Genomic DNA, 24,437 nt, shown 5'->3' on the forward strand with positions numbered 1-24,437 from the left:
CCCCGGAATACGACACAACTGTGCTCAAATTGCGGGAGTATCGTGACGAAGGATCTCTTCGTGAGAGTTCACAATTGCCCCTACTGCGGGTTTGTTGCCGATCGAGATTACAATGCCGCAGTGAATATTCACTGCGTGGGGATGGAACAAGCCCTTTGAGCCTGTGGAGACGATGCCTTCTACATCACATCTCTGTGATGCAAGTGTTGTCCATGAAGCAGGAAGCCCCGCCCGAGAGGCGCGGGGTAGTTCACAACCACATAAAAACCTGCTTTACGGAGAAAAACCTTCAGACCGATCCCTAACTTCAGGAAGGTCATTCGCTGGTTATTTTGACAGATGCCCCGCTAAACTTGCTCCTCTCCGGCCTGAAGACAGTTTTCGTTTTTCTCTGGCCTGGAAAAGACCGTCAGTCAAAAATTGGATGGTTCACTTCAGAGTTTCGGTAGCCATCCGGATATCGATCGCCTTGACAGTCTTCCTTCCTGCATGACCCGCCAGTTTGATCGCCTCTTTTGCGATCCGCGCAGCGTAATCTTCCATCAGTCTTGCGAGTTCCTCACTGGCATCAGAACTCACCCGTTCCGCACCGGCTTTCTTTATGAGCCTTCCAACAGGTGCAAGAGGTATTTCAGTCATCTTCTTTTCTCTCCCTTCTTTAGTAAGTTCTGGGGTGTGCACCCCTGTTCAGGAATCTCTTAACAGAAAGACCATTGACAGCCGCCTATAAATACTTGTCCCTCACTGGAGGGGCTGGTGCAGTTGCTTTCGCAAAATAGGGATCAAAACGAGGGAAAGACGTTAATTAAGTCGCTTTGAGTAACGATCCCGATTGGTTTGCCGTCTTCGACCACAACCAGCCTCCCGATCTCCCGTTCCTTGAACCTACCCACGAGTTCATAGAGCCGGATTGATGGCGGCGCGATCACCACATCGGTTGTCATGACCTGGGCGATAGGGGCATCCAGCGTCGCTCCCGTGTCCAGTCCCCTGGCGATATCGCTCAATGTTACAATGCCCGCAAGGTTTCCCGCTTCATCAAGTACAGGTGCACCATGGATGCGGTGTTTATTGAAGAGGTGAATAGCATCGCGGAAGGTTGCGGTGATCGGCAGAGTTTGAACCGGCGTGCTCATGTAATGTGATATTGGACGTTTAGGCAGGGATATCATCTCTGAGACGCTGATCAGGAGCGCCTCCTGGTTCTCGTCCATCCCGAATACTTCGCCCCTGACCAGGAGCTTATTCACCGGGGTCGGGCCTATAGTGACCATATCCCCCATCTTGAAGAGTCTCACGCTTCCGATTATCTTGACCACTGCCTGGCAGAGGTCGGGGTGGCAGAGGGTAGTGAACCCGAGTTCAGTGACGCGGACGCCCTTAACCTTCTCACCGTCGCGCACGATCGGTACCTCAAACTGGTGCTCGAGATCCCCCAGATTCAGTTCCGTATACGCTCTGGCGGTTGGACTGTAACCCCCTTTTGGCCCCGGCACCCCGTCGACCAGTCCGAGTGCCTTCAAAGCCTGCATCTGGTTGCGGACGGTGCCGGGATTACGCCTCAGTACCTCCGCGATCTCCTCACCTTTTATAGAGTGGGAAGACTGATGATAAAGGGTAATTAAGGTTATCAGAATGTCCTTCTGAATCGGGGAGAGCTCCATAGTTATCAGTCATTATATGTTGTTTAAATACATTAGGGTGTGTGTAGCGTGGAATTTGAAACCATCCCGACCGTTCCGACGGCTGACGAAGTTCTCGACCGAAGTCTTCGGAGGGCGGCGGCCAGAAAGAAACTGAAGACCAACGTCGACACCGCAAACGAAGAGTTTGTGCGGGCGGTCGGGAGCGCCATACACGACAAATTAAAGAGCGTGGTCGGATCGTTCCCGAGTTTTGAACGTCTCCCCCCCTTCTATCAGGAGATGGCCGATATTCTGGTCTCACTCGATCGGTTGAAACACTCGCTTGGTGCCGTAACGTGGGCGGCCGACCAGGTTCGGGCTATCAGCTCCGGCTACGCCCGGAGTATGCGAAAGTGCGATGACACCGATCAGAAACGCCGGCAGGCTGTTGCCCGCATGGCCTCGGTAGTTCACCAGGTTGGAGACGACCTCCTCTTCCTCAACGAGGCAAGGAACATCTTGCGTAAACTCCCACACGTGAACGAGGATGAGTTTACCGTGGTTGTGGCCGGATTCCCGAATGTGGGTAAATCTTCGTTTATAAGGCTGGTCTCGACGGCGGAACCGGAGATCGCCGCCTACCCCTTCACAACAAAAGGGATCATCGTTGGCCATCGTGATATTGGAGGCCGCGAACGGGTTCAGTTCATCGATACACCCGGCGTCCTCGAACGCCCTGCAGAGGAGAGGAACCCTATCGAGCGGCAGGCGGTGAGTGCCATAATCAACACTGCCGACGCTGTCCTCTTCATACTTGACGCAAGTGAACACTGCGGCTACTCGCTCGAGGACCAGACCCTCCTCCTTGAGGAGGTGCGAAGGGCTGTCGATGTGCCTGTCGTGCCGGTCGTAAACAAGGCGGACATAAGGGGGATTGAGGGCTACCCGGTGATGTCCACCCTCACCGGAGAGGGGGTGAATGAGGTGCTCGATCTCGTGCTCGCACTCAGAACTAAAGCCAGCCAAACGAGCCTGCGAGGGTCGCTCCAATCAGAAACCCGGCAATAGCCCCGCCGTTTAAGGGTGGAAGGCCGGCCTGCGGGTTGCCCCGGTTAACAAAGTAGAGGAGTGCCGCGAGTCCGGCGAGCGATCCGATTATCGCTCCGAGCGTCGGTGCGGATAAGACCCAGAGTACCGGGCGCGCGTCGACGAAGACGTGTGAGGAGACTACAAGGATGGATGGCATGATGAGATCACCCATCCCCATGACGAACGCGCCGCGCTCCTTGCCGTCGGCGACCTGCAGCCCCTCTTTTCGGAAAGAGTAGTCCGTTCTCTTCGGCACCACGACCATGATAGGGGCTTTCGTCTCGAGGACGCCTTCTGCGAGTGTGATCATGTGTTTTGTCCGGTAGACCGAGATGGCATCGTATACCGCGAGCAGCACGAGCAGCACAATAACCGGCAGTATAGCCAGGGATATCCCGAAGATTGACGCGATTCCGGCTGAGATCAGCACCCCGAGTGTATCGATCACGTACCACTCAGGGTAGATATAGAGGAGCGCTGTAGCCGCTCCGGCACCGATTAGCGTCGCGACAACTGCCGCAGCGGTTGCCCCGAGGGTGAGTGTAAAGAGCGCTCCGAAGATGTACATAAACGTCATAAACAGGGCAAACCCGATGAAAGCAGCGATCACCCGCCGCCCGCCCAGGCGGATCAGGATAAGCAGGATTAGCGTGAATGCGAGCAGCAACCCGATAAAGATCAGCGGGTTTGCCACCGATTCCGGGTCTTCAAACGCCACAAGTCCCACCGCCTGCATGGGCATTACAAGGATGATAGCGATGATCTGGACAAAAAGGAGCATCAGGGGCATTCCAAGAAAGGGTAGCCAGTTGCGTATCTGCATCACAAAACTCCATTCATTATAGGTAGATTAATTAATCCATCCCCATCACCATAAATCATGGAGATTCGCGAACTCATCGTCGATATCGTACTCACCCTGGTGATGGTGGTCTCCACCGTTGTTCTGGTGATGCGGTTCTGGCAGGACCTGGTCATAGCGGTTGCTGCGACGTTCATGATGCTCTCTCTGGGGGGGCTTCTCATCTCCCTTGGTCTCAAGATTGTGAACCTGGAGCAGAGCATCGTGCAGCGCGAGCGCACAATGCGCGTGAATATGGAGGAACTTGGCAGGACTATGACTGCCAGATATGACAATACCATAAGCCACATCGAGGAGATCGTGAGCGACCTCTCCCGGCGGATGTACCGCTGACCGGATCGCCACTTTAATGGCATCTCCCTCTCCCATGATCTGGTAAGTATGGGCGTTGCTATCCGTGATATCCTGGTGGATTGTAAGGAACCGGTCTCTTGGGACGACCTCTCCGGAATAGCTGCAGTGGATGCTCATAACGCGCTCTATCAGTTCCTCTCTATAATCCGCCAGCCTGATGGGACGCCTTTGATGAACGATAAAGGTCGGATCACGTCCCACCTCTCCGGGATCTTATTCAGATCAGCCAACTTCCTGGAGAAGGGCATCAGACCGGTCTTTGTCTTCGACGGGACGCCGCCGGAGTTCAAACAGGAGACGATCAACGAACGGCGGAAGCATCGGGCGATGGCCGATGAAGCCTGGAAAGCGGCGCTCCAGGAGGGAGAACTGGAGGAGGCATACCGTCAGGCAAGTGCCTCCGCCCGTATTGATACCCACATACTCGAGTCTTCCCGCGAACTACTCGGCCTGCTCGGCATCCCCTGGCTGGAGGCGCCAAGCGAGGGCGAGGCGCAGGCGGCCTACATGGTGCAGAAGGGGAGCGTCGCATACGTGGTATCCCAGGATTACGACTCGCTCCTCTTTGGCGCCCCGGTGCTGGTGCGTAACCTCACGGTCAGCGGCAGGCGGAAGGCAAGGGGGCGGACGATCACGGTTAACCCCGAGCGGATAATCCTCTCCTCCCTTCTCAACCACCTCGGTCTCACCAGGGAGCAACTTGTCGAGATCGGTATCCTGGCAGGAACAGACTTTAACCCGGGTATCCGGGGCATCGGTGCCAAAAAAGCCCTTAGAATCGTTCAGAAAGGCGAGTTCAAGTCTGTGATAGCCGAGAAGCAACCAGATTTTGACCCCACTCCAATCATGGACTTCTTCCTTAACCCGCCGGTCACAGACGACTACACCCTTGAGTGGAGGGCCCCTGATATCGAGGGCGTTGTTGAGATGCTCTGCGGTCTTTATGACTTCTCCGAGGAGAGGGTCCGAGGTGCGCTCGAAAGGTTCGCTGTTAAGACAACCCAGAAAACACTTGATTCGTGGTTTTAACGCTTATGGGGGACGTTCTGCCCCACTCTCCGTCAGCCCATCCGTCGACTGGTGATTCCCCTCGATACGATCCCCGGGTTGGGGAGCCTCTCAGCAAGTTCCCGGATGTGAACTACCCTGGAAATCTTATCTGCCACATTCTTCACAGACATCTGCGCGGTGTGTCTGGATGATGGCCGGGGTCTCACACCATTCAATCGTCCGGCCTTCATGCCCTTTCTGACCACCAGGACGTTTCCCGGGATAGGCTATCTGCAGGCCATAGTCCTCGAGGCTATCGGGACATTTCTTCTGATGCTTGTCATTATGGGTGCCGCCGTCGACGAACGGGCCACGCCTGGATTTGCCGGTCTCACGGTGGGTCTCGCGGTTGCGGGCATAATCACGACGATCGGGAACCTTACGGGTGCGTCCTTAAACCCTGCCCGTACGTTCGGCCCGTACCTCGGGGGACTGGCTGCTCTGGGGAGAGAGCCTCGGGGTTTCCTCCCGATCTACATCATTGGGCTAATCGTGGGTGCGGTGATTGCGGCGCTACCATATGACTATCTAACAGTCGAGTGAGACAGACTCCAACCTCTCTTTTTCGAAGGAGATGGTTGCCCCAATCCAGCCTTCCGCTTACCCTATTACGAGATCGTTCACGGCAGGCCCCAAACACTCGATTGGCATAAATAGACACCCCTCCTAACAGCGTAGCATCAGGTCCTGGAGTCTCGTGATCTTTATGGAAGTAAAAGAGATCCACCCGTTTGACCTGGAGCCAGCTCGTGCGATACAGATCCAGGAGACCCTCAGGGATCATCTGATCGTCTCAAGCGGCCAGGGAGAAGTCTCGCTCGTTGCCGGTGCTGACGTCTCATACGCAAAGGGCTCGGATGAAATCCACGCTGTTGTTGTCGTCCTCCGATGCCCGGACCTTGGCATCGTCGAGCGGGTCGCCGTGAGCGCCGTGGCATCGTTTCCTTACATCCCCGGTCTCCTGGCCTTCCGAGAGGGCCCGGCTCTGATCGAGGCGTTCAGACGGCTTCGTTCCGAGCCAGATGTTATCTTCTTTGACGGTCATGGGATCGCGCATCCCCGCGGCATCGGCATCGCAAGCCACATGGGGTTACTACTCGATCGCCCCTCGATAGGGGTGGCAAAGAGTCTGCTTGCAGGTTCTGCGGCTGAACCTGGAGTCGAGAGGGGTTCGATGACCCCAATACTCCGTGACGGTGAGACGATCGGGATGGCGGTGCGAACGAAAGATAGGACAAAACCGGTCTATGTATCGGTGGGTCATCGGATCTCGCTTGAAGCGGCGGTTGACCTGGTTCTCGCAACCGCCCGTGGTCACAGGCTTCCTGAACCGACCAGACAGGCCCATCTCCTCTCAAACGCTGTCCGGAAGGATTCGAGAGGAGCCACCCCCTCGCCATATGTGGGGTAGAGCGAAACCGTTATCAGTGTTCGCGCCGGAGAAAGGTTTGCCGACCGGTGGGGCGCGACGTCTTGCCGGCCCGGTCAGTAACCTATGGAGTTGATAAAAGCATGTCGGATAACCTGACACACCGTATACCTGATGGGTTAGAGGATACGGAGGTGATGTGGTAATGGCCGCGCGTGAGATACTGCCGGACGTCTTTGCCGTAGGCGCCATCGACTGGGACCGCCGACTCTTTGACGAACTGATCCCGCTCCCTGACGGCACCACCTACAACAGTTACCTGGTGCGGGGCAGAGAAAAGACGGCGCTGATCGATACAGTCGACCCCACAAAGACCGACGACCTCATCACGAACCTGAAGAGTCTGGGGGTCGATAAGATCGATTACCTCATCGCCAGCCATGCCGAACAGGACCACTCGGGATCTATACCGGCAGTGCTTGAGAGGTTTGGCGACGCAAAGGTTGTGACAAACCAGAAGTGTCGCGACCTCCTGATAGCTCTTCTACATCTCCCGGAGGAGAGGTTCATCGTAATCGACGACGGCGACACCCTCGACCTGGGTGGTAAGACTCTGGAGTTCATCATCGCCCCCTGGGTCCACTGGCCGGAGACGATGCTGACATACCTCGCGGAGGATCGCATCCTCTTTCCCTGTGACCTCTTCGGTTCACACTACGCGACGAGTTCGCTATACGTCCCAGACGAGTTTGCGGTCTACGAGGCCGCAAAACGTTATTACGCAGAGATCATGATGCCGTTCCGCGCGAGCATCAGGGGACACCTTGAGAAAATTGCAACGCGCGAGATCGAGATCATAGCACCGAGCCACGGCCCGGTTCACAGGAGGCCGGCGTTCATAATCGACGCTTACCGTGACTGGACTGGCGATGCCGTGAAGAACATCGTGGTTCTCCCCTACGTCTCCATGCATGGGAGTACCCAGGCCATGGTCGACCATCTTGTCGACGCCCTGATAAACCGGGGTATCCCGGTTCAGCCGTTCAACCTCACAAAGACCGATATAGGCGATCTCGCAAAAGCGCTTGTTGACGCCGCAACGGTCGTGATAGGGGCGCCAACGGTCATATTCGGCCCACACCCCCAGGTGGTCTATGCGACATACCTTGCAAACCTGCTCCGCCCGAAGACTCGCTACGCAACGGTGATCGGATCTTACGGTTGGGGTGGAAAGACGGTCGATACCATAAAAGGTATGCTTGACCGGCTCAAGGTCGAGATCCTGGATCCGGTCTATGTCAGGGGTTATCCAAATGAGAACGATTTTGCCGCGCTAGACCGACTCGCCGATGAGATCGAGAGTAAACACAGGGAAGCGGGGATAATCTCCTCCTGAACCACACCCTTTTTGTGCTGGATGATCCTCGCATCGAAATATTAACAGTCCAGTATACCGATCAATCTCTTTGAGTTGTGTTATGCCCCCATCAGATTTCAAGAGAGTCATCGCAGAGTCTCCATACGTCTTCATCATCGGTGTTGCTGGGGACAGTGGAAGCGGGAAGACGACGTTCACGCAGGCCATCCGGGAGATCTTTGGTGAAGATCTGGTTTCCACAATCACCACCGATGATTACCACAAATATGACCGTCAGCAGCGTAGGGAACTCGGGATCACGCCGCTTGCGCCGGAGGCGAACCGGCTTGACCTGCTGGAGGAGCACCTTGCCGAATTGAAGGCGGGGAGTACGATCCTGAAACCGGTATACAACCACAACACCGGCAAGTTCGATTCACCCGTGCCTTTCAGCCCGACAAAGATCCTGATAGTGGAGGGGCTGCACCCCTTCTTCACTCCGCGACTCCGGGCGCTTATCGATTTCAAACTCTATGTCGACCCTGACCCTGCTGTCAAGCGCGCCTGGAAGATCAAGCGCGACGTGGAGCGGCGAGGTTATTCCGTCGAAGAGGTCGAGAGAGAGATGGAGGAGCGTAAACCGGACTTTGAGCGCTACGTTGCGCCCCAGTGCCAGTATGCGGACGCGGTTATAAGGATCGCCTTCTCGAAGTACGGCCGTGAAGCAAGCGAGAAGCATAACATCTACTGTGTCACCATCACTCAGAGCAAGTTAGAGAGAAGCATCGGGGACGTTGACCTTTCCATAGATCTCTTCCCCCTTCTCTCCCTCTCGGAACGGAACTTCATGGTCGAGTTTACGCTCGAGGAGATTGGGGGGAGAATGATGGGAGCACTAACGTTCGACGGAGAGTTAAACGACGCTGTGGTGCGGAAACTGGAGAGGAATATCGAGATCCAGACACAGGTGGAGCCAATCGACCTGGTCGAGGCCGGCGGTTACCTGACGGCCGGGGAGGTGGCCCAGCTCATCCTTGCCTGGCGGATCATCAACCGGCGCATCTTCATCGAAAGTGGTCTTAAAGCGGTAGAAACTGAGGATGAGGCCGCAAGCGGGAACGGTGCCTGCAGGCCTGCCCGGGACTGAATTTGAAAATTTTTCTCCGTCAAGATGACAAAACTGTCGTCCTGGAGAAAGTAGATATGAACGCCCGGAGAATCTGTATCGATGGACAGGATCGAGTGGTTCTCGATCATAGCGTGGGACATCGGCAACATCTTCAGGTTCGTGAGCGTTGCGACAGCGGCGCCGCTTATTGTGGCAGTGATCTATCGGGAGTGGGATATGATCCTGCCCATGGCCACCGTGCCGGTAGTCCTCTTTCTCCTGGGTACACTTCTGGTCAGGGTCCCCCGCGCGGATCGGGAAGCGCCACTCTCTGCCGCTCTGATGGCGGTCGCCCTGATATGGCTCATCATGGCGATGGTGAGCGGCCTTCCATTTTACCTCGGGATCGGTGTCCCCTACCTCGACGGCGTCTTTGAGGCTATGTCCGGATGGACGGACACAGGCCTGACGGTGATGCGGTCGATCGATGAGATGCCCCGAACGCTCCTTTTCTGGCGCTCGTTGATGCAGTGGCTCGGTGGACTCGGAATTGTTGCGTTCACAGTTGCTATGGCCTCAAGAAGCGGGATGACCCAGTTCCGCCTCTACCGCTCTGAAGGACGTTCGGAGGCACTGATGCCAAGCGTTGTCGCGACAGGGATGGAGATGTGGAAGATATACCTGGTCCTGACCGCCGCATCGGTCGGGCTCATCCTTATCTCCGGGGTATCCGTCTGGGACGCCGTTAACATAGCCCTTGTTGCGATCGCCACAGGCGGGTTCTCCGTCCATGCAGAGGGTATCCCGTTCTATAACAACCAGTTGCTTGAGCTCCTTCTCGTCCCGGTGATGATCGCCGGTGCACTCCCTTTCAAGATATACTACCTCCTCTACCGGAGGAGGGGTGCACGGTTCATCGATGACCAGCAGGCGCGCCTTCTTTTCGTCTTAATCGCCGCCGGAATAGTTGTAATCACCTGGGATCTTGTCACCCTCAGTGCACTCGATCTCCCCACAGCAATACATCAGGCGCTCTTCATGACCACCGCAGCAGCAACCAGTACCGGGTTTCAGATAGTCTCCCCGAACGAGTGGGCAAGCGTGACGGTCCTTTTCCTGACGATGCTGGTGGCGATCGGCGGGTCGTCGGGGAGCACCGCCGGAGGTATCAAACTCTCCAGGGTGGTTCTGGGGTTCCAGAGCCTGGTCTGGTGGTTCCGGCGGATGTTCGTTTCGGGGAAGGTGCTTGTACCGTTCAAGTACGAGGGGCGGGTGATCCCGAAGAACGTCGCGGATCTGGAGATCTCAAGGAATATGCTGATCATCATGCTCTATTTCCTGCTCATCTTTGTATCAACCATACTCGTGATGCACCTCCAGCCAACGCTGTTTGACTCCAGCAACGTGATCTTCGATGTTACCTCTGCGATCTGCAACAACGGTATCTCTACCGGTTTTGTCTCGCCGGATATGGACCCTGCGGCAAAGATCCTCTTCATCTTCGTCATGTGGATCGGACGCCTGGAAGTTATACCGGTGATTATGCTCTTTATGGGTCTCTTCAAGCGGTTCGATTGAGCGGTCTGGGTATCCCCATCTCCTTACTCCGGATGCCGTCAGGACTGGCATAATGGCCGGGATTTCGTTCAGTTTTGGTCAGGATAGATCTCTCAGAGGCCGTTAGACCAGCCCGCTCAGATTGTGTTCAGGTTTGATGAACCCTGCCAGGAACGGAGCCGCCGGGGGATTCTGTATCGCCGCCGACCGCCTCAAACACCATCCGGATCTCGCGGTGACCGGTGTTTCTTCTGAGGCGCTATTCCGGGGAGAGGCTAAATCGTTCTTCGTCGGCTCCATGGCAGTGGAAGCACAGAGATCAGATCTGCACCTTGGAAACGGTTCTCCCTGGCAATCATCACGCAATGCCCACTCTCATGGGCAGGGGGGGTTGGTCGAGGAGAGACGTTCAACGCGAATAACTCGATTGCATCGTAGAACCGGTTTGATCGTCCATCTGGATACCGCCTGGAAAAGGTGGAAAGTTTATAGCCCAGATCGTGGATTTGATGGTTTCCCTCTCTGGGGCGGTTAGAGATCTGGATATCATCGTGGCTCAGATATCCACGGAGCACTTTTCAGGCGGGAATGAGGAAAACGGTCAATACCTTCCTGACGATTGGCCGATGCCAGAACCGATCATAAAAAAATGAGTGGTGTCAGGATTACTCGGGCTTGCTGATGAGAGCGGTCTTTGAGACGATCTCGCCGGTCTTCTTGTGCGGTTTGCGGATGACGCCGTCCACAGCCTTCTCCAGGTTGCGCGCCTCCTCGCAGAGGATCATGGCCTGGCGCATCATCTCGTGGGCGCTTGCGACGATCGGGACGTACTTCTCCCACTCCTTGGTCATGAAGCAGCCCTTGACGTTTACGCCCGCAACCTGCTGGGCGATCTCGTAGGCGGCACGCGCCTTCGCTAGCGCGTAGGGGTTGGAGAACTCGCCCTCGACCGCCTTGTCGGAGGTCATGATAACCTTTGGTAGCACCAGGTCTGCGCCCTTCTTGCCAGCCTTCACCTGGTCTATGACCTTATCAAGCTCCATCTGCATCTTGCGGAACGCACCGGTGATGGCGAGCACCTTGACCAGGTTTCCGTTGTAGTCCGCCATCTCGATCGGGTCCAGGAACTCACGACGGGCGCCGATCATGGCATCGGCCTTCATGATGATGTAGCCGAAGTTGCTTGCCTTGAGTTCTTCGAACTGCTCCTTCTTGGTGGTGACATCGTCGGTGATGACGACACAGGGGATTCCGGCGGCGGCCAGATCCTGACGAGCCTTGGTGGGTCCCGGCAGTACACCGTTTGGTGATACAACAATACAGAAGTCGGGGCCCCATGCCTTCATATTGGTGACTACACGGTCGATATCCTCAGGCTGCAGTTTTGTACCGGAGGTTGCCATGAAGGTAATGATGTCCTCACGGTCGGCACGCTCATCGAGCAGAAGTTCAGCCATCACACCACTGGCGATATTTCCCAGTTTTGCAATTCCAACTTTTACAACCATTTTAACGCCTCTCTATATTTGTGAACACGATAATATTGCCAAGTTCTCATATAAACGTTTTGAAATGCGCTGTTCACCGGAGTGTGGGGGTGGTGTGTTAAGGAAAAGTGTTTAAATTGTGATCCCCTATATTTATTTGATGAAGCAAGGGCTGCTCACCGATCGTCAGAAAGAAGTGCTGCGTTACCGTAAGCAGGGGCTGACGCAGCAGCAGATAGCCGAGATCATCCATACCTCCAAGGCAAACGTTTGTACTATCGAGAAGGCCGCTCTCGAGAACATTGCACGTGCACGTGAGACGCTTGAGTTCCTCTACACTCTTGATGCCAGACATCTCTGTACCCTCAAGAAAGGACTTGATCTGCTCAAAGCGCCTGAGATCATCTATGCCGAGGCCGAGAAGCAGGGTGTGAAGGTTAAATATGATACGATCACGCTCATAAACAAACTAAGGGATGCAAACCCTGAGCGGTTCAAGGCACGGCAGGTCAGGGAGGACGTTGAGGTATATATCAATCAGGACGGCGATCTTTACTTCGGTTGATGTGGATTTTCATCGGAGTTGCGGAGAAGGGTGGTGTCCTGCCCTGAGCGAGAGCATTGTATGGCACCTGCAGGTCTGATCAAACGCGCTGGCTCACGGTAAGGTTGTTTCCCCCTCAAAACGATCACAATCTGACGATCAGGTGCAGATCCTGCGGAAAAGCAGTCATCCAGAAGGGGTTGCAATATACCCCATAACAAGATTTATATCTAATTTTAAAGAAAGATTAAGAAACCGCTCTGCACAACACCACATAGATCCGGGCGCAGCAGGTGAAGTATCTGTCTCCGATTCCCGGAACGCCTCAAAACATTGTATTGTACATGTTCTGGGCGCGCGGTGTGGTGCGGGAGGTATCAGGCACAGTGAATGGTTGAACCCTCCTCACGGAGGGCCGGTGTCGATATGGAGTTGTGCTTTGCACAACGGGATGACAGGAGCTGGATCTGATCGAGACGCTGGGCCAACGCCAGTGCAGCGCGCCCGGTTTCCGGGAGGACTTTCCCGGGAGCGTCAGAGAGTCAGGATCTATTAGCGACGACTGGAATGGACCCGGTGCACACCGGGACTATAACAGGGAGCGGTGGGATATTCAGAGGTCGATCTCATTGGATTCCTCATGCTCCGTTACCTTCCGTCAACTGTTTCCCTTCCACCCCGCAGTTTCTGCGGGGTTTTCGGCCCTGTCCGGGTTCGCCGGAAGGGTTGCCGTGCCGGCAATGTCTGGCAGGGAAGCCCGGCGCAGGCATCACTCTGCAACAGAGTGGTGCATCACGCTATAACCACGAAGGGTTGATTGAAACATGCCCAAGATTAACAGACCACGCAGAGGATCCCTCGCGTATAGCCCGAGAAAGCGGGCAAAAAGTCCGGTTCCCCGATACGGTTCATGGCCCGATTACACGGGAACCCCGGCCGTGCAGGGATTTGCAGGTTACAAAGTGGGAATGACCCATCTCATCATGGTCGATGACCACAAGAGCAGCCCCACCGAAGGCAAGGATGTGATGGTGCCGGTTACCGTGGTTGAGGTCCCGCCCATGCGGGTGGCAGGCGTGCGCGCATACACCGAGGATTCCTATGGTAAGCGTGCGCTGACCGAGGCGTGGGCGACAGACCTCGATGAGAACCTCTCCCGCAGGATCAATGTCCCGAAGAACCACGATACCGCTGCCGCACTTGACGCCATCAAAACCGCTATCAGCGAAGGCAGGGTTGTTGAGCTCTACGCTCTGACCTACACCCGGCCAGCGGAGATCACAGGCGTTCCAAAGAAAGTCCCGGATATTATGGAGATGCGTATCGCCGGCGGGAGTCTTGAAGATCAGATCGCCTATGCAGCTGATATCCTTGGTGGTGAGATCGCGATCTCTGACCATTTCGAGGCCGGTGAGTATGTCGATGTCACTGCCGTCACCACCGGCAAGGGTACGGAAGGCCCCGTCCGACGCTGGGGTGTTCAGGTCAGGAAGCGGAAACACTCTCGCGGTGGCAAGAAGCGTCACATCGGTAACCTTGGCCCATGGAATCCGCATCACGTCAGGTGGCAGGTGCCCCAGATGGGTCAGATGGGCTACCAGCAGCGTACCGAGTTTAACAAGCGGATCTTGAAGATCGGTACAGACAGTAACGAGATCACACCAGCAGGCGGGTTCCTGCAGTATGGTGTCGTGCGCGGCCCATATGTTCTGATCAAGGGATCGGTTCCGGGACCGAGCAAGCGACTCGTCAGGATACGCTCCGCGATACGACAGGGTGAACACGTCGTTCGCACGCCGACGATCGGTCACATCAGCGTGCAGAGCCAGCAGGGGTGATCAGCGATGAAAGCACAGGTTCGAACATTGACAGGTGAGATCGCCCATGAGATGGATCTCCCGGAGGTATTCGGCGAAGAATACAGGCCAGACCTGATAAAGCGGGCGGTTATTGCACTCCAGAGCACCAGGTACCAGCCGCACGGGACGGATCCATACGCCGGTATACGCACATCCGCAGAGTCCTGGGGGAGCGGCCGTGGTGTTGCTCAGATCCCGCGCATAAAGAATGGTAGCAGGGCCGCCAGGGTTCCGCAGGCGACCGGTGGTCGCGAGGCGCACCCGCCGAAGGTCGAGAAGGTTCTTGTCAGGCAGATCAACCGGAAAGAGAAGCGCAAGGCTCTCAGGTCCGCCATCGCCGCCAGTACCAGCCCTGATCTTGTCCGGGCGCGCGGGCACATCTTTGAGGGCGACCTTCCGCTGGTTCTGGAAGACCGGTTTGAGGAGATCACCCGGACCAGTGATGTCATCAGCGCGCTCTCGGCGATTGGTGTCTACGCCGACGTTGAGAGGGCGAAGGGCAGCCGGAAGGTCCGTGCTGGCCGGGGGACGATGCGTGGCCGTCGCTACAAGCAGCGCAAGAGCATTCTCATCGTCACCGGTACTGAACCTCTCCGTGCGGCCAGGAACCTTGCGGGTGTCGACGCCGTGGCCGTAAACCAGCTCAACACCGAGTTGCTGGCGCCGGGCACGCAGGCCGGACGTCTGACGGTCTGGACAGAATCTGCGATCAGGAGACTGGAGGAGTTCCCATGGTATTGAAACGCCCGTTTGTCACAGAAAAAGCGATGCTGATGGTCGAAGGTGGGAAAGAGCTTCAGTTTATCGTGGAGAGGGGTGCCAGCAAGCAGGAGATCAGACGCGCGCTGGAGTCAGCCTTTGGACAGGATGTGAGCAGTGTCCGCACAATGATGACCACAAAAGGCCAGAAGAAGGCCATTGTATCGTTTGCAGACGCGAAAGCGGCTGAAGAGATCCTCAGCCGGCTCGGAATCATTTAAGTTGGTGGACGATGGCACACAGGATTATAACGCAGAACCGTGGAAGAGGCGGTCCAACATATCGTGCACCCTCGCACCGGTATAAGGCGCCTCTGCGACACGCAGGAAAGAATGATTCCTTCATCACGGGACATATCGTCGATATAGAACACGATCCCGCCCGTCACGCCCCGATTGCACTTGCACGGCTCGAGGACGGCGAGAAGATCTACATGCTCGCTACAGAAGGACTGGGCGTGGGGGATACCGTCTCCTGGGGCAGCGGGGGCGCTGTGAAGAACGGTAACACCCTCCCGCTTCGGGAGATTCCGGTCGGCGCATACGTCTGTAACATCGAGGCCCGCCCAAACGACGGGGGCAAGTTTGTCCGCTCAAGTGGCGTTCAGGCGCTTATCATCGGCAAGGCCGATGACGGTAGAGTCGGTGTTCGGATGCCTAGTGGCAAGAACAAGTGGTTTAACGGTGGCTGTATGGCAACCGTCGGTATCGTTGCTGGTGGCGGACGGGGTGAAAAGCCGTTTGTCAAGGCAGGAAAAAAGTACTTCCACGTCAGGTCATCCGCCGAGAGGTGGCCCCGTGTCAAGGGTGTCTGCATGAACGTTATCGACCACCCATTCGGTGGTGGTGGGCACCAGCACTGCGGGCGGCCAAAGACCGTCTCCCGTGGCACACCCCCGGGCAGGAAGGTCGGGCATATTGCCGCCCGTAGAACCGGTAAGTGGAAGAAGTGAGGAGTGAAGCATGGCAAAGAAGACACAGAAGCGGATGCCGCGGCGGCGGGAGGAGTTCACCTATCGCGGCCACACCATTGCGGATCTGCAGCAGATGGCTCTCTCCGAGTTGCTGCCGCTCATGCCGGCCAGGGCACGCCGGAAGTTTAACAGGGGTCTCTCCAGGGAGCAGGAGAAGCTCCTTACCGATATTCGGTCAGGGGAAGCACCTCTCCGCACTCACCTGCGTGACATGGTCATCATGCCTGAGATGGTCGGGAAGACCATCGAGATCCACAACGGGAAAGAGTTTCAGAAGGTTGAGATCCAGCCAGAGGCGGTCTTCCACTATCTTGGGGAGTTTGCATTGACCCGTAAGAAGGTCTCCCATGGCAGCGCCGGTATCGGTGCAACCCGCTCGAGCAAGTACGTCCCGTTGAAGTGATGGAAATGGCAAGAACAGGTTATTCGACAGAGATTGAGGGCGAGAACGTTGCTAGAGCAAAGGCGAACGAAGTTCCTGTCTCTCCAAAGCACTCGATTGAGATTGCCAGGTTCATCCGGAACATGACAACCTCTGAGGCAAAGGCCTACCTAGCAGACGTTGTGGCGCTGAAGAAGCCCATCCCATTCAAGCGATTCAAGAGGAACGTCGCTCACAAGCGGGGTCTTTCAAAATGGCCTGCCGGTCGGTATCCGGTTAAGGCCGCCGAGGCTTACATCCGGCTGATTGAGTCCGTCGAGAAGAATGCTGAGTATATCGGTCTGGATCCCACAAGTCTCCGGATCGAGCACGTAGCGGCCAACCGGGGCCGCGGTTTCAGGGCCTTCTTCCCGCGTGCGATGGGCCGTGCCACCCCGAAGCGCCGTGAGACTGTGAACATCGAGATCGTTGTGACTGAGGTGGCGTAATGGCAATCGAGAAGAGATTTATCGCGGATGGCGTGCGCAATGTTCGGGTTGAGAAGTTTCTCATGAAGGAACTCAAGCGTGCCGGATACGGTGGCATGGATATAACCCGGACACCGCTTGGCACCCAGGTGACCATCTTTGCGGAGAAGCCCGGTATTGTGATCGGGAAGGGCGGCAAACAGGTACGCCAGCTCACTCAGGACCTGGCAGGCGTCTATGGAATAGAGTCGCCACAGGTTGAGGTCCAACAGGTTCAGAATCCCACCTTTAATGCTCAGATCATGGCGGAAAGGCTGGCAAACGCTCTTGAGCGCGGATGGTACTTCAGGAAGGCCGGGCAGAGCACAATCCGGCGTGTTATGGATTCCGGTGCACTCGGTTGTGAGGTTGTAATCGCCGGGAAACTGACCGGCGCTCGCTCAAGAACCCAGAAGTTCATTGAGGGCTACGTCAAGCACTGCGGTGAACCCAGTGAGACGATCGTCGAGAAGGGCTACGCACTCGCCATAAAGAAACTTGGCGTAATCGGTGTTCAGGTAAAAATTGTCCCGCCGGGTGCAAAACTCCCCGACACTTTCGAGATTATCGAGCCCGAGTCCAAGGAAACTCCGGTGCAGCCCCCTGTAGTTGAGGATGCTGATGAAGATGAGTTCGAGGAGATACCTGAGGACGATTACGAGGAGGAGATATAAATGGCAATCTTTCGTGCGCAAGAAGTGAGGCAGCTCTCCGATATCGAACTCCTCGAACAGGAGCAGAAACTCTCCCTGGAACTGATCCAGGAGCGGGGCAAGGTCGGTGCAGGCGGAGCCACCGAGGATCCCGGGAGGATCCGTGAGATCAGGAGGACGATTGCACGGATCAAGACCGAGCAGAACGCAAGACGGAGGAGTGCATGATCTCTCCCCGGAACGTCCTGCGGCATGAGTTGATCGGCCTGGATGTTCTGGTGGCTCGTGCGAGCAACCCGGCTCATGTGGGGCTGTCCGGTCGCATCGTTGGTGAGACCAGGAACACCCTGCTTATCCAGACCGGGCGAGGGGAAAAACGTATACCTAAGCGGTTCAGCGTCTTCCGCCTGCGGCTTCCCGATGGCACGACAGTTGATATTGATGGGTCGAGTATTGAGATGCAGCCTGAACGGCGGATCAGCACGCGCATTAAATAATCGAGGATGAATAATGGCACGAAACATTGGGTTGGGCGTCCCCACTCCGGAAAAGGAGTGTGAGGACGCAAATTGTCCGTTTCACGGCACTTTGCCGGTACGCGGCCAGGTGATTACCGGCAAAGTCGTGAGCGATCGTATGAACGCTACAGTTGTTGTGGAGCGTGAGTATCTCCACTACGTCAAGAAGTACAATCGCTACGAAAAACGCAGGTCGAGGTACCACGCTCACAACACGCCCTGTCTCAACGCCAGGATTGGCGATGTGGTCAGGATCGCGGAATGCCGTCCACTATCAAAGACCAAGAGCTTTGTTGTGGTTGAGGTGATGAAAGAATGAAGGCGATGCAGGCGAAGATCCCGCGTGCCCTTGCCACGGGCTCCAGGATGGTCTGCTCCGATAACACCGGTGCGCGGGTTGTGGAGGTTATCTCTGTCGACGGCTACCACGGTGTTCGGCGGCGGCAGCCCTGCCTGGGTATTGGCGATATAGCGACCGTGAGTGTTAAGAAAGGCACTCCCGATATGCGGCGCAAACTCGAGAAGGCGGTGGTCATCAGGCAGAAGAAGGAGATCCGTCGTCCAAACGGTATTCGGCTCTCGTTCGAGGACAACGCCATGGTGCTCATCAACGAGCGTGGAGAACCGAAGGGTACCGAGATCAAGGGCCCGGTTCCACGCGAGATCGCGGAGCGTTTCCCCAAGATCGCCTCCATGGCAACGATGATAGTGTAAGGTGTGGTAAGGATGGTACGTATAAAAAGCAAACAGCCAAGGAAACAGCGCAAGGCGCGTTACAACGCGCCAAACCACACCAGGGGCAGGTTCCTCAACGCATCTCTCTCTCCTGAACTCCGGGAGAAGTACAACACCCGTCGGGTTCGCGTGGTCACCGGAGACACTGTGAAGGTTTTCCGGGGGGACTTCGCTGGCGATGAGGGTATCGTCGATGCGGTGGATATGAAGGCGTGTCGGCTGGTAGTGCACGGCGTGATGGTGACGAAAGCCGATGGGACCGAGGTTCCAAGACCGATCGATCCCTCAAACGTGCAGATCACGAAGCTCAACCTGAAAGACAGATTGCGTGAAGAGAGACTCGGAGGCCGAGCATAATGTCCAGACATCTCAAGCGGTTGGTGGCGCCTGTTTCATGGCGTGTTCCGGCTAAAACGAAAAAATTTGTCATGAAGACTGCTCCAGGCCCCCACAGCGCCGATGCCCTTCCGGTCGGTGTCTGGCTCCGTGAGCACCTTGGTATCGCCCGGAATGCTAGCGAGGTACGGAAGATCCTGCATCAGCGGGATGTCATCGTCAACGGTCGGGCCTGCAAGGATCCACAGATGGGTCTTGGTGTCTTTGACATAGTCTCGATCCCGAAGATCGGCAAGCATTATCGTATCCAGCTGGACAAGCGGGGCAACTACACCGCTGTTGAGATCTCTGCGGAGTCCGCAAAGACCCGTCTCTGCAGGATCCGGGGTAAGACGACCCTCACTGGAGGGAGGGTGCAGTTGAACCTTGGCTTTGGCGCAAACATTCTGGCCGACGCCACTTACAGGACAACAGACTCCATTGTGGTAACACTCGGAACAGATGGCGAGGAGCGTTTCCGGATCGTCGATCATTTCCCATTTGCAGAAGGGAACGTGGCAATGATCATAGGCGGGAAACACTCTGGCAAGGTGGGCCGGATCGTCGAGATAATTAAAACTGCAAGTTCTGTTCCCAATCGTGTCATCCTGGTAGACGATTCAACCGATGAACGTTTCGAGACGATCGAGGACTACATCTTTATGGTTGGCCGCTCTGCGATTGCGCCTGAACTGGAGGTGGCCTCAGCATGAGTAATCCTATGCAGGATATCTACATCGATAAGGTCGTTGTTCACATGGGTGTTGGCGAGAGCGGAGAGAGGCTGGTCAAGGCAGAGAAGATCATGCAGCAGATCACCGGCCAGAAACCTGTCCGCACCATAGCGAAGCGGACTCAACCGGCGTTTGGTATCCGTAAAGGTGCACCCATAGGTTGCAAAGTTACACTACGCCGGGAGAACGCCGAGAAGTTCATCACGACCGCCCTTGAGATAATCGACCGGCGACTGTCACCCACCCAGTTCGACCGGACCGGGAATGTCTCATTCGGGATAGAGGAGCATACCGATTTTCCTGGCATGTCCTACGATCCGATGGTCGGCATCTATGGGATGGACATAAACGTGGTGCTCGAACACAAGGGTGTGCGGGTTGCACGCAGGCGGGTCGAGCGAAGGAAGTTGTCAGAGACGCAGAAAGTGAGCAGAGATGAAGCAATCGCGTTCATGCGTGAGCGCTACCTGGTGGAGGTTTAAAGTATGGCTGAAGGGTCAGGAGCGCCTGCATCAGGCAAGGGCGTTAAGAAATTCGGTCGTGGAGCGAACGAGTGCCGCATCTGTGGCCGCAAGCAAGGGCTTGTACGCAAGTATGGCATCTACTTCTGCCGTCAGTGCTTCCGTGAGAATGCAAGGAAGATGGGTTTTAAGAAGCTGAACTAGAGGTGGAGAATATGGCACGACTGAATCCAATCGCCGACGCGATGTGTGCGATTAAAAATGCCAGTGACGCTGGAAAGAGCGAGGTCATTGTTGAGCCCGCCAGCAAGTTACTAGGTGCTATGCTCCGCGTCATGCAGGAAAACGGCTTTATCGACGGCTTTGAGTTTATCGATGATGGCCGTGGCGGCCAGTTCCGGGTCCAGATCTCCGGGACGATCAATAAATGTGGTGCGATCACCCCCAGGTTTCCGGTGGCGATGGCCGAGATGGAATACTGGGAGTCGCAGTATCTTCCGGCGAAGAACTTTGGTATCCTGATCATCTCGACCTCAAAAGGTGTAATTTCCCACACGCAGGCGCGGAATGAGGGTATCGGCGGAGAACTGCTTGGATACGTCTACTAACGGAGGGCGAGAGTATGGGAATAACACGAAAGGTCAGGATCCCTTCTGGCGTAAACGTCACGCTCGAAGGCGGTTTGCTCACTGTCTCCGGGCCAAAGGGCAGACTGATCCGCGATATACGCTTCCCGCAGATTGACCTCGGCATCGAGGATGGCTGTATTGTCATCTCGACTGCGTCTGACAAGAAGCGGTTCCTTGCCATGAGCGGCACGCTTGAAGCTCACGCAAAGAACATGATCCGGGGTGTTGTTGAGGGTTACGAGTACCGGATGAAAGTGGTCTACAGTCACTTTCCAATACAGCTCAAGTTACAGGGCGACCGTCTTGAGATCAACAACTTCCTGGGTGAGAAACAACCAAGGGTTGCAAAGATCCTGGAAGGCGTCACAGTCAGGCTCGGGAACGATGAAGTGATCATCTCGGGTATTGACAAGGAGAAGGTTGGCAACACAGCCGCAAACATCGAGCATGCGACCAAGATCACGAAGCGTGATCCGAGGGTGTTCCAGGATGGTATATACATCACCGAGAGGGCGTGAGAATCATGGATGAGAGGAGAAGATTGATCCGCGTCCGCACCAGCCATAATAAGCCAGCCTTCAAGAGGCGTGGCCTTCATCGTAAGGTGAGACTTGCGGATGTCTGGAGGCGCCCACGTGGTCTGCACAACAAACAGAGACGACAGTTCTGGGCAAAAGGTGCTCTTCCAGGGCCGGGATATGGGAGTCCGACTGCGGTCCGTGGGATGCATCCGAGTGGTTATGAGGAGGTTCGTGTATTTTCACCTGCAGATCTTGAGGGATTGAACCCCATGACCCAGGCTGTCAGGATCGCGGCTTCTGTGGGTAACAGAAAGCGTGGTGTGATCCAGGATATGGCCATGGAGATGGGGTTAAAGGTGCTGAACGCAAAGGATCTCACCCCTCAGGTCGGGGAAGCCGTCGCAGCCGAAGAAGAGGTGAGCGAAGATGAGTGATCTTGGTAACCAGAGACGAATGGCGGCCGCCATTCTCAAGTGCGGGGTCAACCGTGTCTGGTTCGATCCCGAACGACAGGCCGATATTGAGGCGGCGATATCCAGGAAGGATCTGCGGGAGCTCATTGGCGAAGGTGCGATCAGGGCAAACCCGGTGAAGGGGAACAGCCGTGGCAGGACAAGAGCCCGTATGGCGAAGCGTTCCTACGGTCATCGGAAAGGGCCAGGCCGACGGAAAGGTGCAGCCGGAGCACGGAATCCCGGTAAACGTGCATGGATTCGAAGGATCCGGGCGCAACGCCGGATTTTGCGTGAGATGCGCGACGAAGGCCGGATCGACCGTAGTGTCTACCGCCTGATGTACCGGCGTGCCTCTGGAGGACAGTTCCGGAGTGTAGCGCACCTGAAATCCCACGTTGATATCACGGCAGGAGGGATGGAATAATGGCAAGCGGTCCACGTTACTTTGTGCCTTTCCGCAGAAGGCACGAGGGAAAGACCGATTACTACAAGCGGATGGCGCTTCTCTCATCCGGGCTGCCCAGGATGGTCGTTCGGAAGACAAACCGGCAGATCATCGTGCAGCTGGTCATCCCCGGGGTTGAGGGTGACCGCACCCTTGTGGCTGCCTACTCTACAGAACTTGCCGGCTACGGTTATGAGGGATATGGAGCGAACACACCAGCAGCCTACCTTACAGGGATGTTGTTTGGGGTCAGGGCGCTGAACGCCGGCTATGACGAGGCGATCCTGGATATCGGGCTTGCCCGGGCGAAGCCAGGCGCGCGCGTCTTTGCCGCTCTCAAGGGGGCAGTTGATGTGGGTCTTAACGTTCCCTACGGGGAATCTATCCTCCCCTCCGACGAACGACTCAGGGGTGCTCACATTGCTGAGCATGATCCCGGCCGGGCCGGTAACCTGGTGGAGAACGTAGAGGCTGTGGCTCTGGCCATCAAGAAGGAGCTGGTGTGAAAATGGCATACGTAGAGGAAGAATGGATTCCGCTCACCGGCCTCGGGCGCAGGGTCGCCGCTGGCGAGATCACCAGTATCGATGAGGTGCTCGCAAGTGGCAGGCCGATCAAGGAGCCCCAGATTGTCGATATCCTCCTACCCGATCTTGAGGACGAGGTGCTGGACATTAACATGGTCCAGCGTATGACGGACTCGGGTCGCCGCGTGAAGTTCCGTACCATCGTGGTGGTCGGCAACCGGAACGGTTACGTGGGTTTTGGCCAGGGTAAGGATGTCCAGGTTGGTAACGCGATCCAGAAGGCAATTGTTGACGCAAAACTGAATCTCATAAAAGTCTCCCGTGGCTGCGGGAGCTGGGAGTGCGGTTGTGAGACTGCCCACTCGATCCCCTTCGAGGTTACCGGGAAGGCGGGCAGCGTCCGTGTTACGTTGAAGCCTGCCCCGCAGGGTATCGGGCTGGTTACGGGGGACATCCCGAAGAAAGTGCTGGCGCTTGCCGGGATCAAGGATGTCTGGGCGTTTAATCGCGGACAGACCAGAACGACCATCAACTATGCGAAGGCAACGTTTGATGCGCTCCGGAAAACGAACATGGTCAGGATTGGGGGTGCGGAGTGATGTACGCGGTAGTACAGGTGCGCGGTGTGGTCAAGACCAACCGCGAGATCAGGGATACCCTGAAGATGCTCCGCCTCCATCACGTCAACCACTGTGTTCTCGTGCCTGAAACGCCTGCGTATCAGGGCATGATCCGTAAGGTGAAGGATTTTGTGGCCTACGGTGAGGTGGATGAGGGGACCCTTGCCACGCTGCTGCGCACCCGTGGCAGGCTGACCGGCAACGAGAGGCTGACGGACGACTACATCCGTGAGCACACGCCCTATGCCGATATCGACGAGTTCGCGGCAGCTTTATGCAACGGCGAGACGAGTTTTGGTGATCTGGTGGAGATCAAGCCGGTTTTGCGGTTGCATCCACCTCGAAAGGGCTTTAAAACCGTCAAGCGAACCTTTCAGGAGGGTGGGGCTCTTGGTTACTACGGCCCCAGGATCAACGATCTCCTCTACAGGATGAGGTGAATCTGATGCCCGTAAACAAGAGATCTAAATACAGGGGTTCACGGACATGTGGCGGCGGTACGCACAAAAATCGGCGTGGCGCCGGTAACAGGGGTGGGCGCGGCAGAGCCGGGCAGCGTGATCATCGCTTCTCTCATTTCTACCTGAGGGGGGAGATATCCAACGGCAAGCATGGTTTTGTAAACAAGACATCCGTGCATGTATCCGCCATTGACGTTGGTGATATCGACCAGATGGCTGAGGCACTGGTTTGTGAAGGGCTTGCCACCCGGGAGGGTGATCTTATCACCATCGATGCCACCAAGATCGGCATCGAGAAGGTTCTTGGCGGGGGACAGGTGACCCACAGGATGAGCATCTCCGCAAGGGCGTTCTCGGAACGGGCCAGGGCAAAGATCGAGGAGATGGGCGGTCAGGCAACGACCGTCTGATCCTCATTTAAG

General features: G+C 56.2%; 37 protein-coding genes. 33 read left to right on the top strand and 4 right to left on the bottom strand.

Features of this window, described 5'->3' with window-relative positions; all coding sequences use genetic code 11:
• Positions 1-60: 60 nt before the first annotated feature.
• Positions 61-159 (top strand): zinc ribbon domain-containing protein, encoded by a 99-nt coding sequence (locus tag QMC91_RS09935; RefSeq protein WP_366944345.1) that lies wholly within the window; start codon positions 61-63, stop codon positions 157-159.
• A 270-nt stretch (positions 160-429) separates the two neighbouring features.
• On the opposite strand, the gene QMC91_RS00005 is transcribed toward QMC91_RS09935, so the two are convergent.
• Together QMC91_RS00005 and QMC91_RS00010 are read right to left on the bottom strand one after the other, a co-directional pair.
• Positions 430-639: a histone family protein gene (locus QMC91_RS00005; RefSeq protein WP_300233583.1), complete on the bottom strand. Its 210-nt coding sequence runs from the start codon at positions 637-639 to the stop codon at positions 430-432.
• A gap of 143 nt (positions 640-782) precedes the next feature.
• Positions 783-1,664 (bottom strand): CBS domain-containing protein, encoded by an 882-nt coding sequence (locus QMC91_RS00010; RefSeq protein WP_300233587.1) that lies wholly within the window; start codon positions 1,662-1,664, stop codon positions 783-785.
• A gap of 48 nt (positions 1,665-1,712) precedes the next feature.
• Between QMC91_RS00010 and QMC91_RS00015 the strand changes: the two genes are divergently transcribed.
• Positions 1,713-2,693, top strand: a complete 981-nt coding sequence (locus tag QMC91_RS00015) for a GTPase (protein WP_300233589.1) — start codon at positions 1,713-1,715, stop codon at positions 2,691-2,693.
• Here the strand turns inward: QMC91_RS00015 and QMC91_RS00020 are convergent.
• Positions 2,638-3,537 (bottom strand): presenilin family intramembrane aspartyl protease PSH, encoded by a 900-nt coding sequence (locus QMC91_RS00020; RefSeq protein ID WP_300233593.1) that lies wholly within the window; start codon positions 3,535-3,537, stop codon positions 2,638-2,640. The two genes, QMC91_RS00015 and QMC91_RS00020, sit on opposite strands and share 56 nt — an antisense overlap.
• Before the next feature lie 57 nt (positions 3,538-3,594).
• Between QMC91_RS00020 and QMC91_RS00025 the strand changes: the two genes are divergently transcribed.
• The 7 genes from QMC91_RS00025 to QMC91_RS00055 all read left to right on the top strand — a co-directional run bounded on the left by QMC91_RS00025 (position 3,595) and on the right by QMC91_RS00055 (position 10,392).
• Positions 3,595-3,909 carry a hypothetical protein gene (locus tag QMC91_RS00025; protein ID WP_300233595.1) on the top strand — a complete coding sequence of 105 codons (315 nt, stop codon included), beginning with the start codon at positions 3,595-3,597 and terminating at the stop codon, positions 3,907-3,909.
• A 48-nt stretch (positions 3,910-3,957) separates the two neighbouring features.
• Positions 3,958-4,959, top strand: a complete 1,002-nt coding sequence (gene fen, locus QMC91_RS00030; protein WP_300233598.1) for a flap endonuclease-1 — start codon at positions 3,958-3,960, stop codon at positions 4,957-4,959.
• Positions 4,960-5,118: 159 nt separating this feature from the next.
• Positions 5,119-5,523: an aquaporin gene (locus QMC91_RS00035; RefSeq protein ID WP_366944339.1), complete on the top strand. Its 405-nt coding sequence runs from the start codon at positions 5,119-5,121 to the stop codon at positions 5,521-5,523.
• Positions 5,524-5,686: 163 nt separating this feature from the next.
• Positions 5,687-6,391, top strand: a complete 705-nt coding sequence (gene nfi, locus QMC91_RS00040) for a deoxyribonuclease V (protein ID WP_300233601.1) — start codon at positions 5,687-5,689, stop codon at positions 6,389-6,391.
• Positions 6,392-6,554: 163 nt separating this feature from the next.
• Positions 6,555-7,745, top strand: coding sequence for an FprA family A-type flavoprotein (locus tag QMC91_RS00045; protein WP_300233604.1), 1,191 nt, complete (start codon positions 6,555-6,557; stop codon positions 7,743-7,745).
• Positions 7,746-7,827: 82 nt separating this feature from the next.
• The gene (locus QMC91_RS00050) at positions 7,828-8,853 is read left to right on the top strand and encodes a phosphoribulokinase (RefSeq protein ID WP_300233607.1); all 1,026 of its coding nucleotides are present in this window, start codon (positions 7,828-7,830) and stop codon (positions 8,851-8,853) included.
• A gap of 81 nt (positions 8,854-8,934) precedes the next feature.
• Positions 8,935-10,392: a TrkH family potassium uptake protein gene (locus QMC91_RS00055; RefSeq protein WP_300233610.1), complete on the top strand. Its 1,458-nt coding sequence runs from the start codon at positions 8,935-8,937 to the stop codon at positions 10,390-10,392.
• A 644-nt stretch (positions 10,393-11,036) separates the two neighbouring features.
• Here QMC91_RS00055 and QMC91_RS00060 read toward each other — a convergent pair.
• Entirely contained in the window at positions 11,037-11,879 is an 843-nt protein-coding gene (locus tag QMC91_RS00060) for a F420-dependent methylenetetrahydromethanopterin dehydrogenase (protein WP_300233613.1), read from the bottom strand.
• A gap of 139 nt (positions 11,880-12,018) precedes the next feature.
• Between QMC91_RS00060 and QMC91_RS00065 the strand changes: the two genes are divergently transcribed.
• From QMC91_RS00065 to QMC91_RS00180, 24 genes are all read left to right on the top strand, one after another.
• On the top strand, positions 12,019-12,423 hold the full coding sequence (locus tag QMC91_RS00065; RefSeq protein ID WP_300233616.1) for a Tfx family DNA-binding protein: 405 nt from the start codon (positions 12,019-12,021) through the stop codon (positions 12,421-12,423).
• 803 nt (positions 12,424-13,226) lie between these two features.
• On the top strand, positions 13,227-14,240 hold the full coding sequence (gene rpl3p / locus QMC91_RS00070) for a 50S ribosomal protein L3 (protein ID WP_300233619.1): 1,014 nt from the start codon (positions 13,227-13,229) through the stop codon (positions 14,238-14,240).
• Between the two features lie 6 nt (positions 14,241-14,246).
• Positions 14,247-15,002 carry a 50S ribosomal protein L4 gene (gene rpl4p / locus QMC91_RS00075; RefSeq protein WP_300233622.1) on the top strand — a complete coding sequence of 252 codons (756 nt, stop codon included), beginning with the start codon at positions 14,247-14,249 and terminating at the stop codon, positions 15,000-15,002.
• Positions 14,993-15,241 carry a 50S ribosomal protein L23 gene (locus QMC91_RS00080; protein ID WP_300233625.1) on the top strand — a complete coding sequence of 83 codons (249 nt, stop codon included), beginning with the start codon at positions 14,993-14,995 and terminating at the stop codon, positions 15,239-15,241. Before rpl4p ends, QMC91_RS00080 begins: the two co-directional genes overlap by 10 nt.
• 11 nt (positions 15,242-15,252) lie before the next feature.
• Positions 15,253-15,972: a 50S ribosomal protein L2 gene (locus QMC91_RS00085; protein ID WP_300233628.1), complete on the top strand. Its 720-nt coding sequence runs from the start codon at positions 15,253-15,255 to the stop codon at positions 15,970-15,972.
• A gap of 10 nt (positions 15,973-15,982) precedes the next feature.
• Entirely contained in the window at positions 15,983-16,396 is a 414-nt protein-coding gene (locus tag QMC91_RS00090; RefSeq protein ID WP_300233631.1) for a 30S ribosomal protein S19, read from the top strand.
• A gap of 5 nt (positions 16,397-16,401) precedes the next feature.
• Entirely contained in the window at positions 16,402-16,863 is a 462-nt protein-coding gene (locus QMC91_RS00095) for a 50S ribosomal protein L22 (RefSeq protein ID WP_300233634.1), read from the top strand.
• Positions 16,863-17,555: a 30S ribosomal protein S3 gene (locus QMC91_RS00100; protein ID WP_300233637.1), complete on the top strand. Its 693-nt coding sequence runs from the start codon at positions 16,863-16,865 to the stop codon at positions 17,553-17,555. Before QMC91_RS00095 ends, QMC91_RS00100 begins: the two co-directional genes overlap by 1 nt.
• Positions 17,556-17,762, top strand: coding sequence for a 50S ribosomal protein L29 (gene rpmC / locus QMC91_RS00105; protein ID WP_300233639.1), 207 nt, complete (start codon positions 17,556-17,558; stop codon positions 17,760-17,762). It abuts the gene before it with no gap.
• Entirely contained in the window at positions 17,759-18,031 is a 273-nt protein-coding gene (locus QMC91_RS00110; protein WP_300233641.1) for a ribonuclease P protein component 1, read from the top strand. The genes rpmC and QMC91_RS00110 overlap by 4 nt, the downstream gene beginning before the upstream one ends.
• A 13-nt stretch (positions 18,032-18,044) precedes the next feature.
• A complete protein-coding gene (locus QMC91_RS00115; RefSeq protein ID WP_300233644.1) occupies positions 18,045-18,371 on the top strand; it encodes a 30S ribosomal protein S17 in 327 nt (108 codons plus the stop codon).
• The gene (rpl14p, locus tag QMC91_RS00120) at positions 18,368-18,766 is read left to right on the top strand and encodes a 50S ribosomal protein L14 (RefSeq protein ID WP_214022239.1); all 399 of its coding nucleotides are present in this window, start codon (positions 18,368-18,370) and stop codon (positions 18,764-18,766) included. The genes QMC91_RS00115 and rpl14p overlap by 4 nt, the downstream gene beginning before the upstream one ends.
• Positions 18,767-18,778: 12 nt before the next feature.
• Positions 18,779-19,144, top strand: coding sequence for a 50S ribosomal protein L24 (gene rplX, locus QMC91_RS00125; protein ID WP_300233649.1), 366 nt, complete (start codon positions 18,779-18,781; stop codon positions 19,142-19,144).
• Positions 19,144-19,875 carry a 30S ribosomal protein S4e gene (locus QMC91_RS00130; protein WP_300233651.1) on the top strand — a complete coding sequence of 244 codons (732 nt, stop codon included), beginning with the start codon at positions 19,144-19,146 and terminating at the stop codon, positions 19,873-19,875. Before rplX ends, QMC91_RS00130 begins: the two co-directional genes overlap by 1 nt.
• Positions 19,872-20,378, top strand: a complete 507-nt coding sequence (locus QMC91_RS00135) for a 50S ribosomal protein L5 (RefSeq protein WP_300233654.1) — start codon at positions 19,872-19,874, stop codon at positions 20,376-20,378. The genes QMC91_RS00130 and QMC91_RS00135 overlap by 4 nt, the downstream gene beginning before the upstream one ends.
• A 3-nt stretch (positions 20,379-20,381) precedes the next feature.
• Entirely contained in the window at positions 20,382-20,561 is a 180-nt protein-coding gene (locus tag QMC91_RS00140) for a 30S ribosomal protein S14 (protein ID WP_300233657.1), read from the top strand.
• An 11-nt stretch (positions 20,562-20,572) separates the two neighbouring features.
• Complete coding sequence (locus tag QMC91_RS00145; RefSeq protein ID WP_300233660.1) at positions 20,573-20,965, top strand: 30S ribosomal protein S8; 393 nt, start codon at positions 20,573-20,575, stop codon at positions 20,963-20,965.
• A gap of 14 nt (positions 20,966-20,979) precedes the next feature.
• On the top strand, positions 20,980-21,504 hold the full coding sequence (locus QMC91_RS00150) for a 50S ribosomal protein L6 (RefSeq protein WP_300233663.1): 525 nt from the start codon (positions 20,980-20,982) through the stop codon (positions 21,502-21,504).
• Positions 21,505-21,509: 5 nt separating this feature from the next.
• Positions 21,510-21,941, top strand: a complete 432-nt coding sequence (locus QMC91_RS00155) for a 50S ribosomal protein L32e (RefSeq protein ID WP_300233665.1) — start codon at positions 21,510-21,512, stop codon at positions 21,939-21,941.
• Positions 21,934-22,386: a 50S ribosomal protein L19e gene (locus QMC91_RS00160; RefSeq protein WP_300233668.1), complete on the top strand. Its 453-nt coding sequence runs from the start codon at positions 21,934-21,936 to the stop codon at positions 22,384-22,386. The genes QMC91_RS00155 and QMC91_RS00160 overlap by 8 nt, the downstream gene beginning before the upstream one ends.
• Positions 22,386-22,913, top strand: coding sequence for a 50S ribosomal protein L18 (locus tag QMC91_RS00165; protein ID WP_300233671.1), 528 nt, complete (start codon positions 22,386-22,388; stop codon positions 22,911-22,913). Before QMC91_RS00160 ends, QMC91_RS00165 begins: the two co-directional genes overlap by 1 nt.
• Before the next feature lie 2 nt (positions 22,914-22,915).
• Positions 22,916-23,533, top strand: coding sequence for a 30S ribosomal protein S5 (locus QMC91_RS00170; protein WP_300233674.1), 618 nt, complete (start codon positions 22,916-22,918; stop codon positions 23,531-23,533).
• Complete coding sequence (locus QMC91_RS00175) at positions 23,533-23,994, top strand: 50S ribosomal protein L30 (protein ID WP_300233676.1); 462 nt, start codon at positions 23,533-23,535, stop codon at positions 23,992-23,994. The genes QMC91_RS00170 and QMC91_RS00175 overlap by 1 nt, the downstream gene beginning before the upstream one ends.
• A gap of 5 nt (positions 23,995-23,999) precedes the next feature.
• A complete protein-coding gene (locus tag QMC91_RS00180; RefSeq protein WP_300233678.1) occupies positions 24,000-24,425 on the top strand; it encodes an uL15m family ribosomal protein in 426 nt (141 codons plus the stop codon).
• Positions 24,426-24,437: the final 12 nt, after the last annotated feature.

This window comes from Methanoculleus sp. (assembly GCF_030019085.1).
In the GTDB taxonomy this organism is placed as follows: domain Archaea; phylum Halobacteriota; class Methanomicrobia; order Methanomicrobiales; family Methanoculleaceae; genus Methanoculleus.

Coding starts and splice junctions, on each gene's coding strand:
- QMC91_RS00005 (WP_300233583.1), bottom strand. CDS start 639: ATGACTGAAATACCTCTTGCACCTGTTGGAAGGCTCATAAAGAAAGCC.
- QMC91_RS00010 (WP_300233587.1), bottom strand. CDS start 1,664: ATGGAGCTCTCCCCGATTCAGAAGGACATTCTGATAACCTTAATTACC.
- QMC91_RS00020 (WP_300233593.1), bottom strand. CDS start 3,537: ATGCAGATACGCAACTGGCTACCCTTTCTTGGAATGCCCCTGATGCTC.
- QMC91_RS00025 (WP_300233595.1), top strand. CDS start 3,595: ATGGAGATTCGCGAACTCATCGTCGATATCGTACTCACCCTGGTGATG.
- fen (WP_300233598.1), top strand. CDS start 3,958: ATGGGCGTTGCTATCCGTGATATCCTGGTGGATTGTAAGGAACCGGTC.
- nfi (WP_300233601.1), top strand. CDS start 5,687: ATGGAAGTAAAAGAGATCCACCCGTTTGACCTGGAGCCAGCTCGTGCG.
- QMC91_RS00045 (WP_300233604.1), top strand. CDS start 6,555: ATGGCCGCGCGTGAGATACTGCCGGACGTCTTTGCCGTAGGCGCCATC.
- QMC91_RS00050 (WP_300233607.1), top strand. CDS start 7,828: ATGCCCCCATCAGATTTCAAGAGAGTCATCGCAGAGTCTCCATACGTC.
- QMC91_RS00055 (WP_300233610.1), top strand. CDS start 8,935: ATGGACAGGATCGAGTGGTTCTCGATCATAGCGTGGGACATCGGCAAC.
- QMC91_RS00060 (WP_300233613.1), bottom strand. CDS start 11,879: ATGGTTGTAAAAGTTGGAATTGCAAAACTGGGAAATATCGCCAGTGGT.
- QMC91_RS00065 (WP_300233616.1), top strand. CDS start 12,019: ATGAAGCAAGGGCTGCTCACCGATCGTCAGAAAGAAGTGCTGCGTTAC.
- rpl3p (WP_300233619.1), top strand. CDS start 13,227: ATGCCCAAGATTAACAGACCACGCAGAGGATCCCTCGCGTATAGCCCG.
- rpl4p (WP_300233622.1), top strand. CDS start 14,247: ATGAAAGCACAGGTTCGAACATTGACAGGTGAGATCGCCCATGAGATG.
- QMC91_RS00080 (WP_300233625.1), top strand. CDS start 14,993: ATGGTATTGAAACGCCCGTTTGTCACAGAAAAAGCGATGCTGATGGTC.
- QMC91_RS00085 (WP_300233628.1), top strand. CDS start 15,253: ATGGCACACAGGATTATAACGCAGAACCGTGGAAGAGGCGGTCCAACA.
- QMC91_RS00090 (WP_300233631.1), top strand. CDS start 15,983: ATGGCAAAGAAGACACAGAAGCGGATGCCGCGGCGGCGGGAGGAGTTC.
- QMC91_RS00095 (WP_300233634.1), top strand. CDS start 16,402: ATGGCAAGAACAGGTTATTCGACAGAGATTGAGGGCGAGAACGTTGCT.
- QMC91_RS00100 (WP_300233637.1), top strand. CDS start 16,863: ATGGCAATCGAGAAGAGATTTATCGCGGATGGCGTGCGCAATGTTCGG.
- rpmC (WP_300233639.1), top strand. CDS start 17,556: ATGGCAATCTTTCGTGCGCAAGAAGTGAGGCAGCTCTCCGATATCGAA.
- QMC91_RS00110 (WP_300233641.1), top strand. CDS start 17,759: ATGATCTCTCCCCGGAACGTCCTGCGGCATGAGTTGATCGGCCTGGAT.
- QMC91_RS00115 (WP_300233644.1), top strand. CDS start 18,045: ATGGCACGAAACATTGGGTTGGGCGTCCCCACTCCGGAAAAGGAGTGT.
- rpl14p (WP_214022239.1), top strand. CDS start 18,368: ATGAAGGCGATGCAGGCGAAGATCCCGCGTGCCCTTGCCACGGGCTCC.
- rplX (WP_300233649.1), top strand. CDS start 18,779: ATGGTACGTATAAAAAGCAAACAGCCAAGGAAACAGCGCAAGGCGCGT.
- QMC91_RS00130 (WP_300233651.1), top strand. CDS start 19,144: ATGTCCAGACATCTCAAGCGGTTGGTGGCGCCTGTTTCATGGCGTGTT.
- QMC91_RS00135 (WP_300233654.1), top strand. CDS start 19,872: ATGAGTAATCCTATGCAGGATATCTACATCGATAAGGTCGTTGTTCAC.
- QMC91_RS00140 (WP_300233657.1), top strand. CDS start 20,382: ATGGCTGAAGGGTCAGGAGCGCCTGCATCAGGCAAGGGCGTTAAGAAA.
- QMC91_RS00145 (WP_300233660.1), top strand. CDS start 20,573: ATGGCACGACTGAATCCAATCGCCGACGCGATGTGTGCGATTAAAAAT.
- QMC91_RS00150 (WP_300233663.1), top strand. CDS start 20,980: ATGGGAATAACACGAAAGGTCAGGATCCCTTCTGGCGTAAACGTCACG.
- QMC91_RS00155 (WP_300233665.1), top strand. CDS start 21,510: ATGGATGAGAGGAGAAGATTGATCCGCGTCCGCACCAGCCATAATAAG.
- QMC91_RS00160 (WP_300233668.1), top strand. CDS start 21,934: ATGAGTGATCTTGGTAACCAGAGACGAATGGCGGCCGCCATTCTCAAG.
- QMC91_RS00165 (WP_300233671.1), top strand. CDS start 22,386: ATGGCAAGCGGTCCACGTTACTTTGTGCCTTTCCGCAGAAGGCACGAG.
- QMC91_RS00170 (WP_300233674.1), top strand. CDS start 22,916: ATGGCATACGTAGAGGAAGAATGGATTCCGCTCACCGGCCTCGGGCGC.
- QMC91_RS00175 (WP_300233676.1), top strand. CDS start 23,533: ATGTACGCGGTAGTACAGGTGCGCGGTGTGGTCAAGACCAACCGCGAG.
- QMC91_RS00180 (WP_300233678.1), top strand. CDS start 24,000: ATGCCCGTAAACAAGAGATCTAAATACAGGGGTTCACGGACATGTGGC.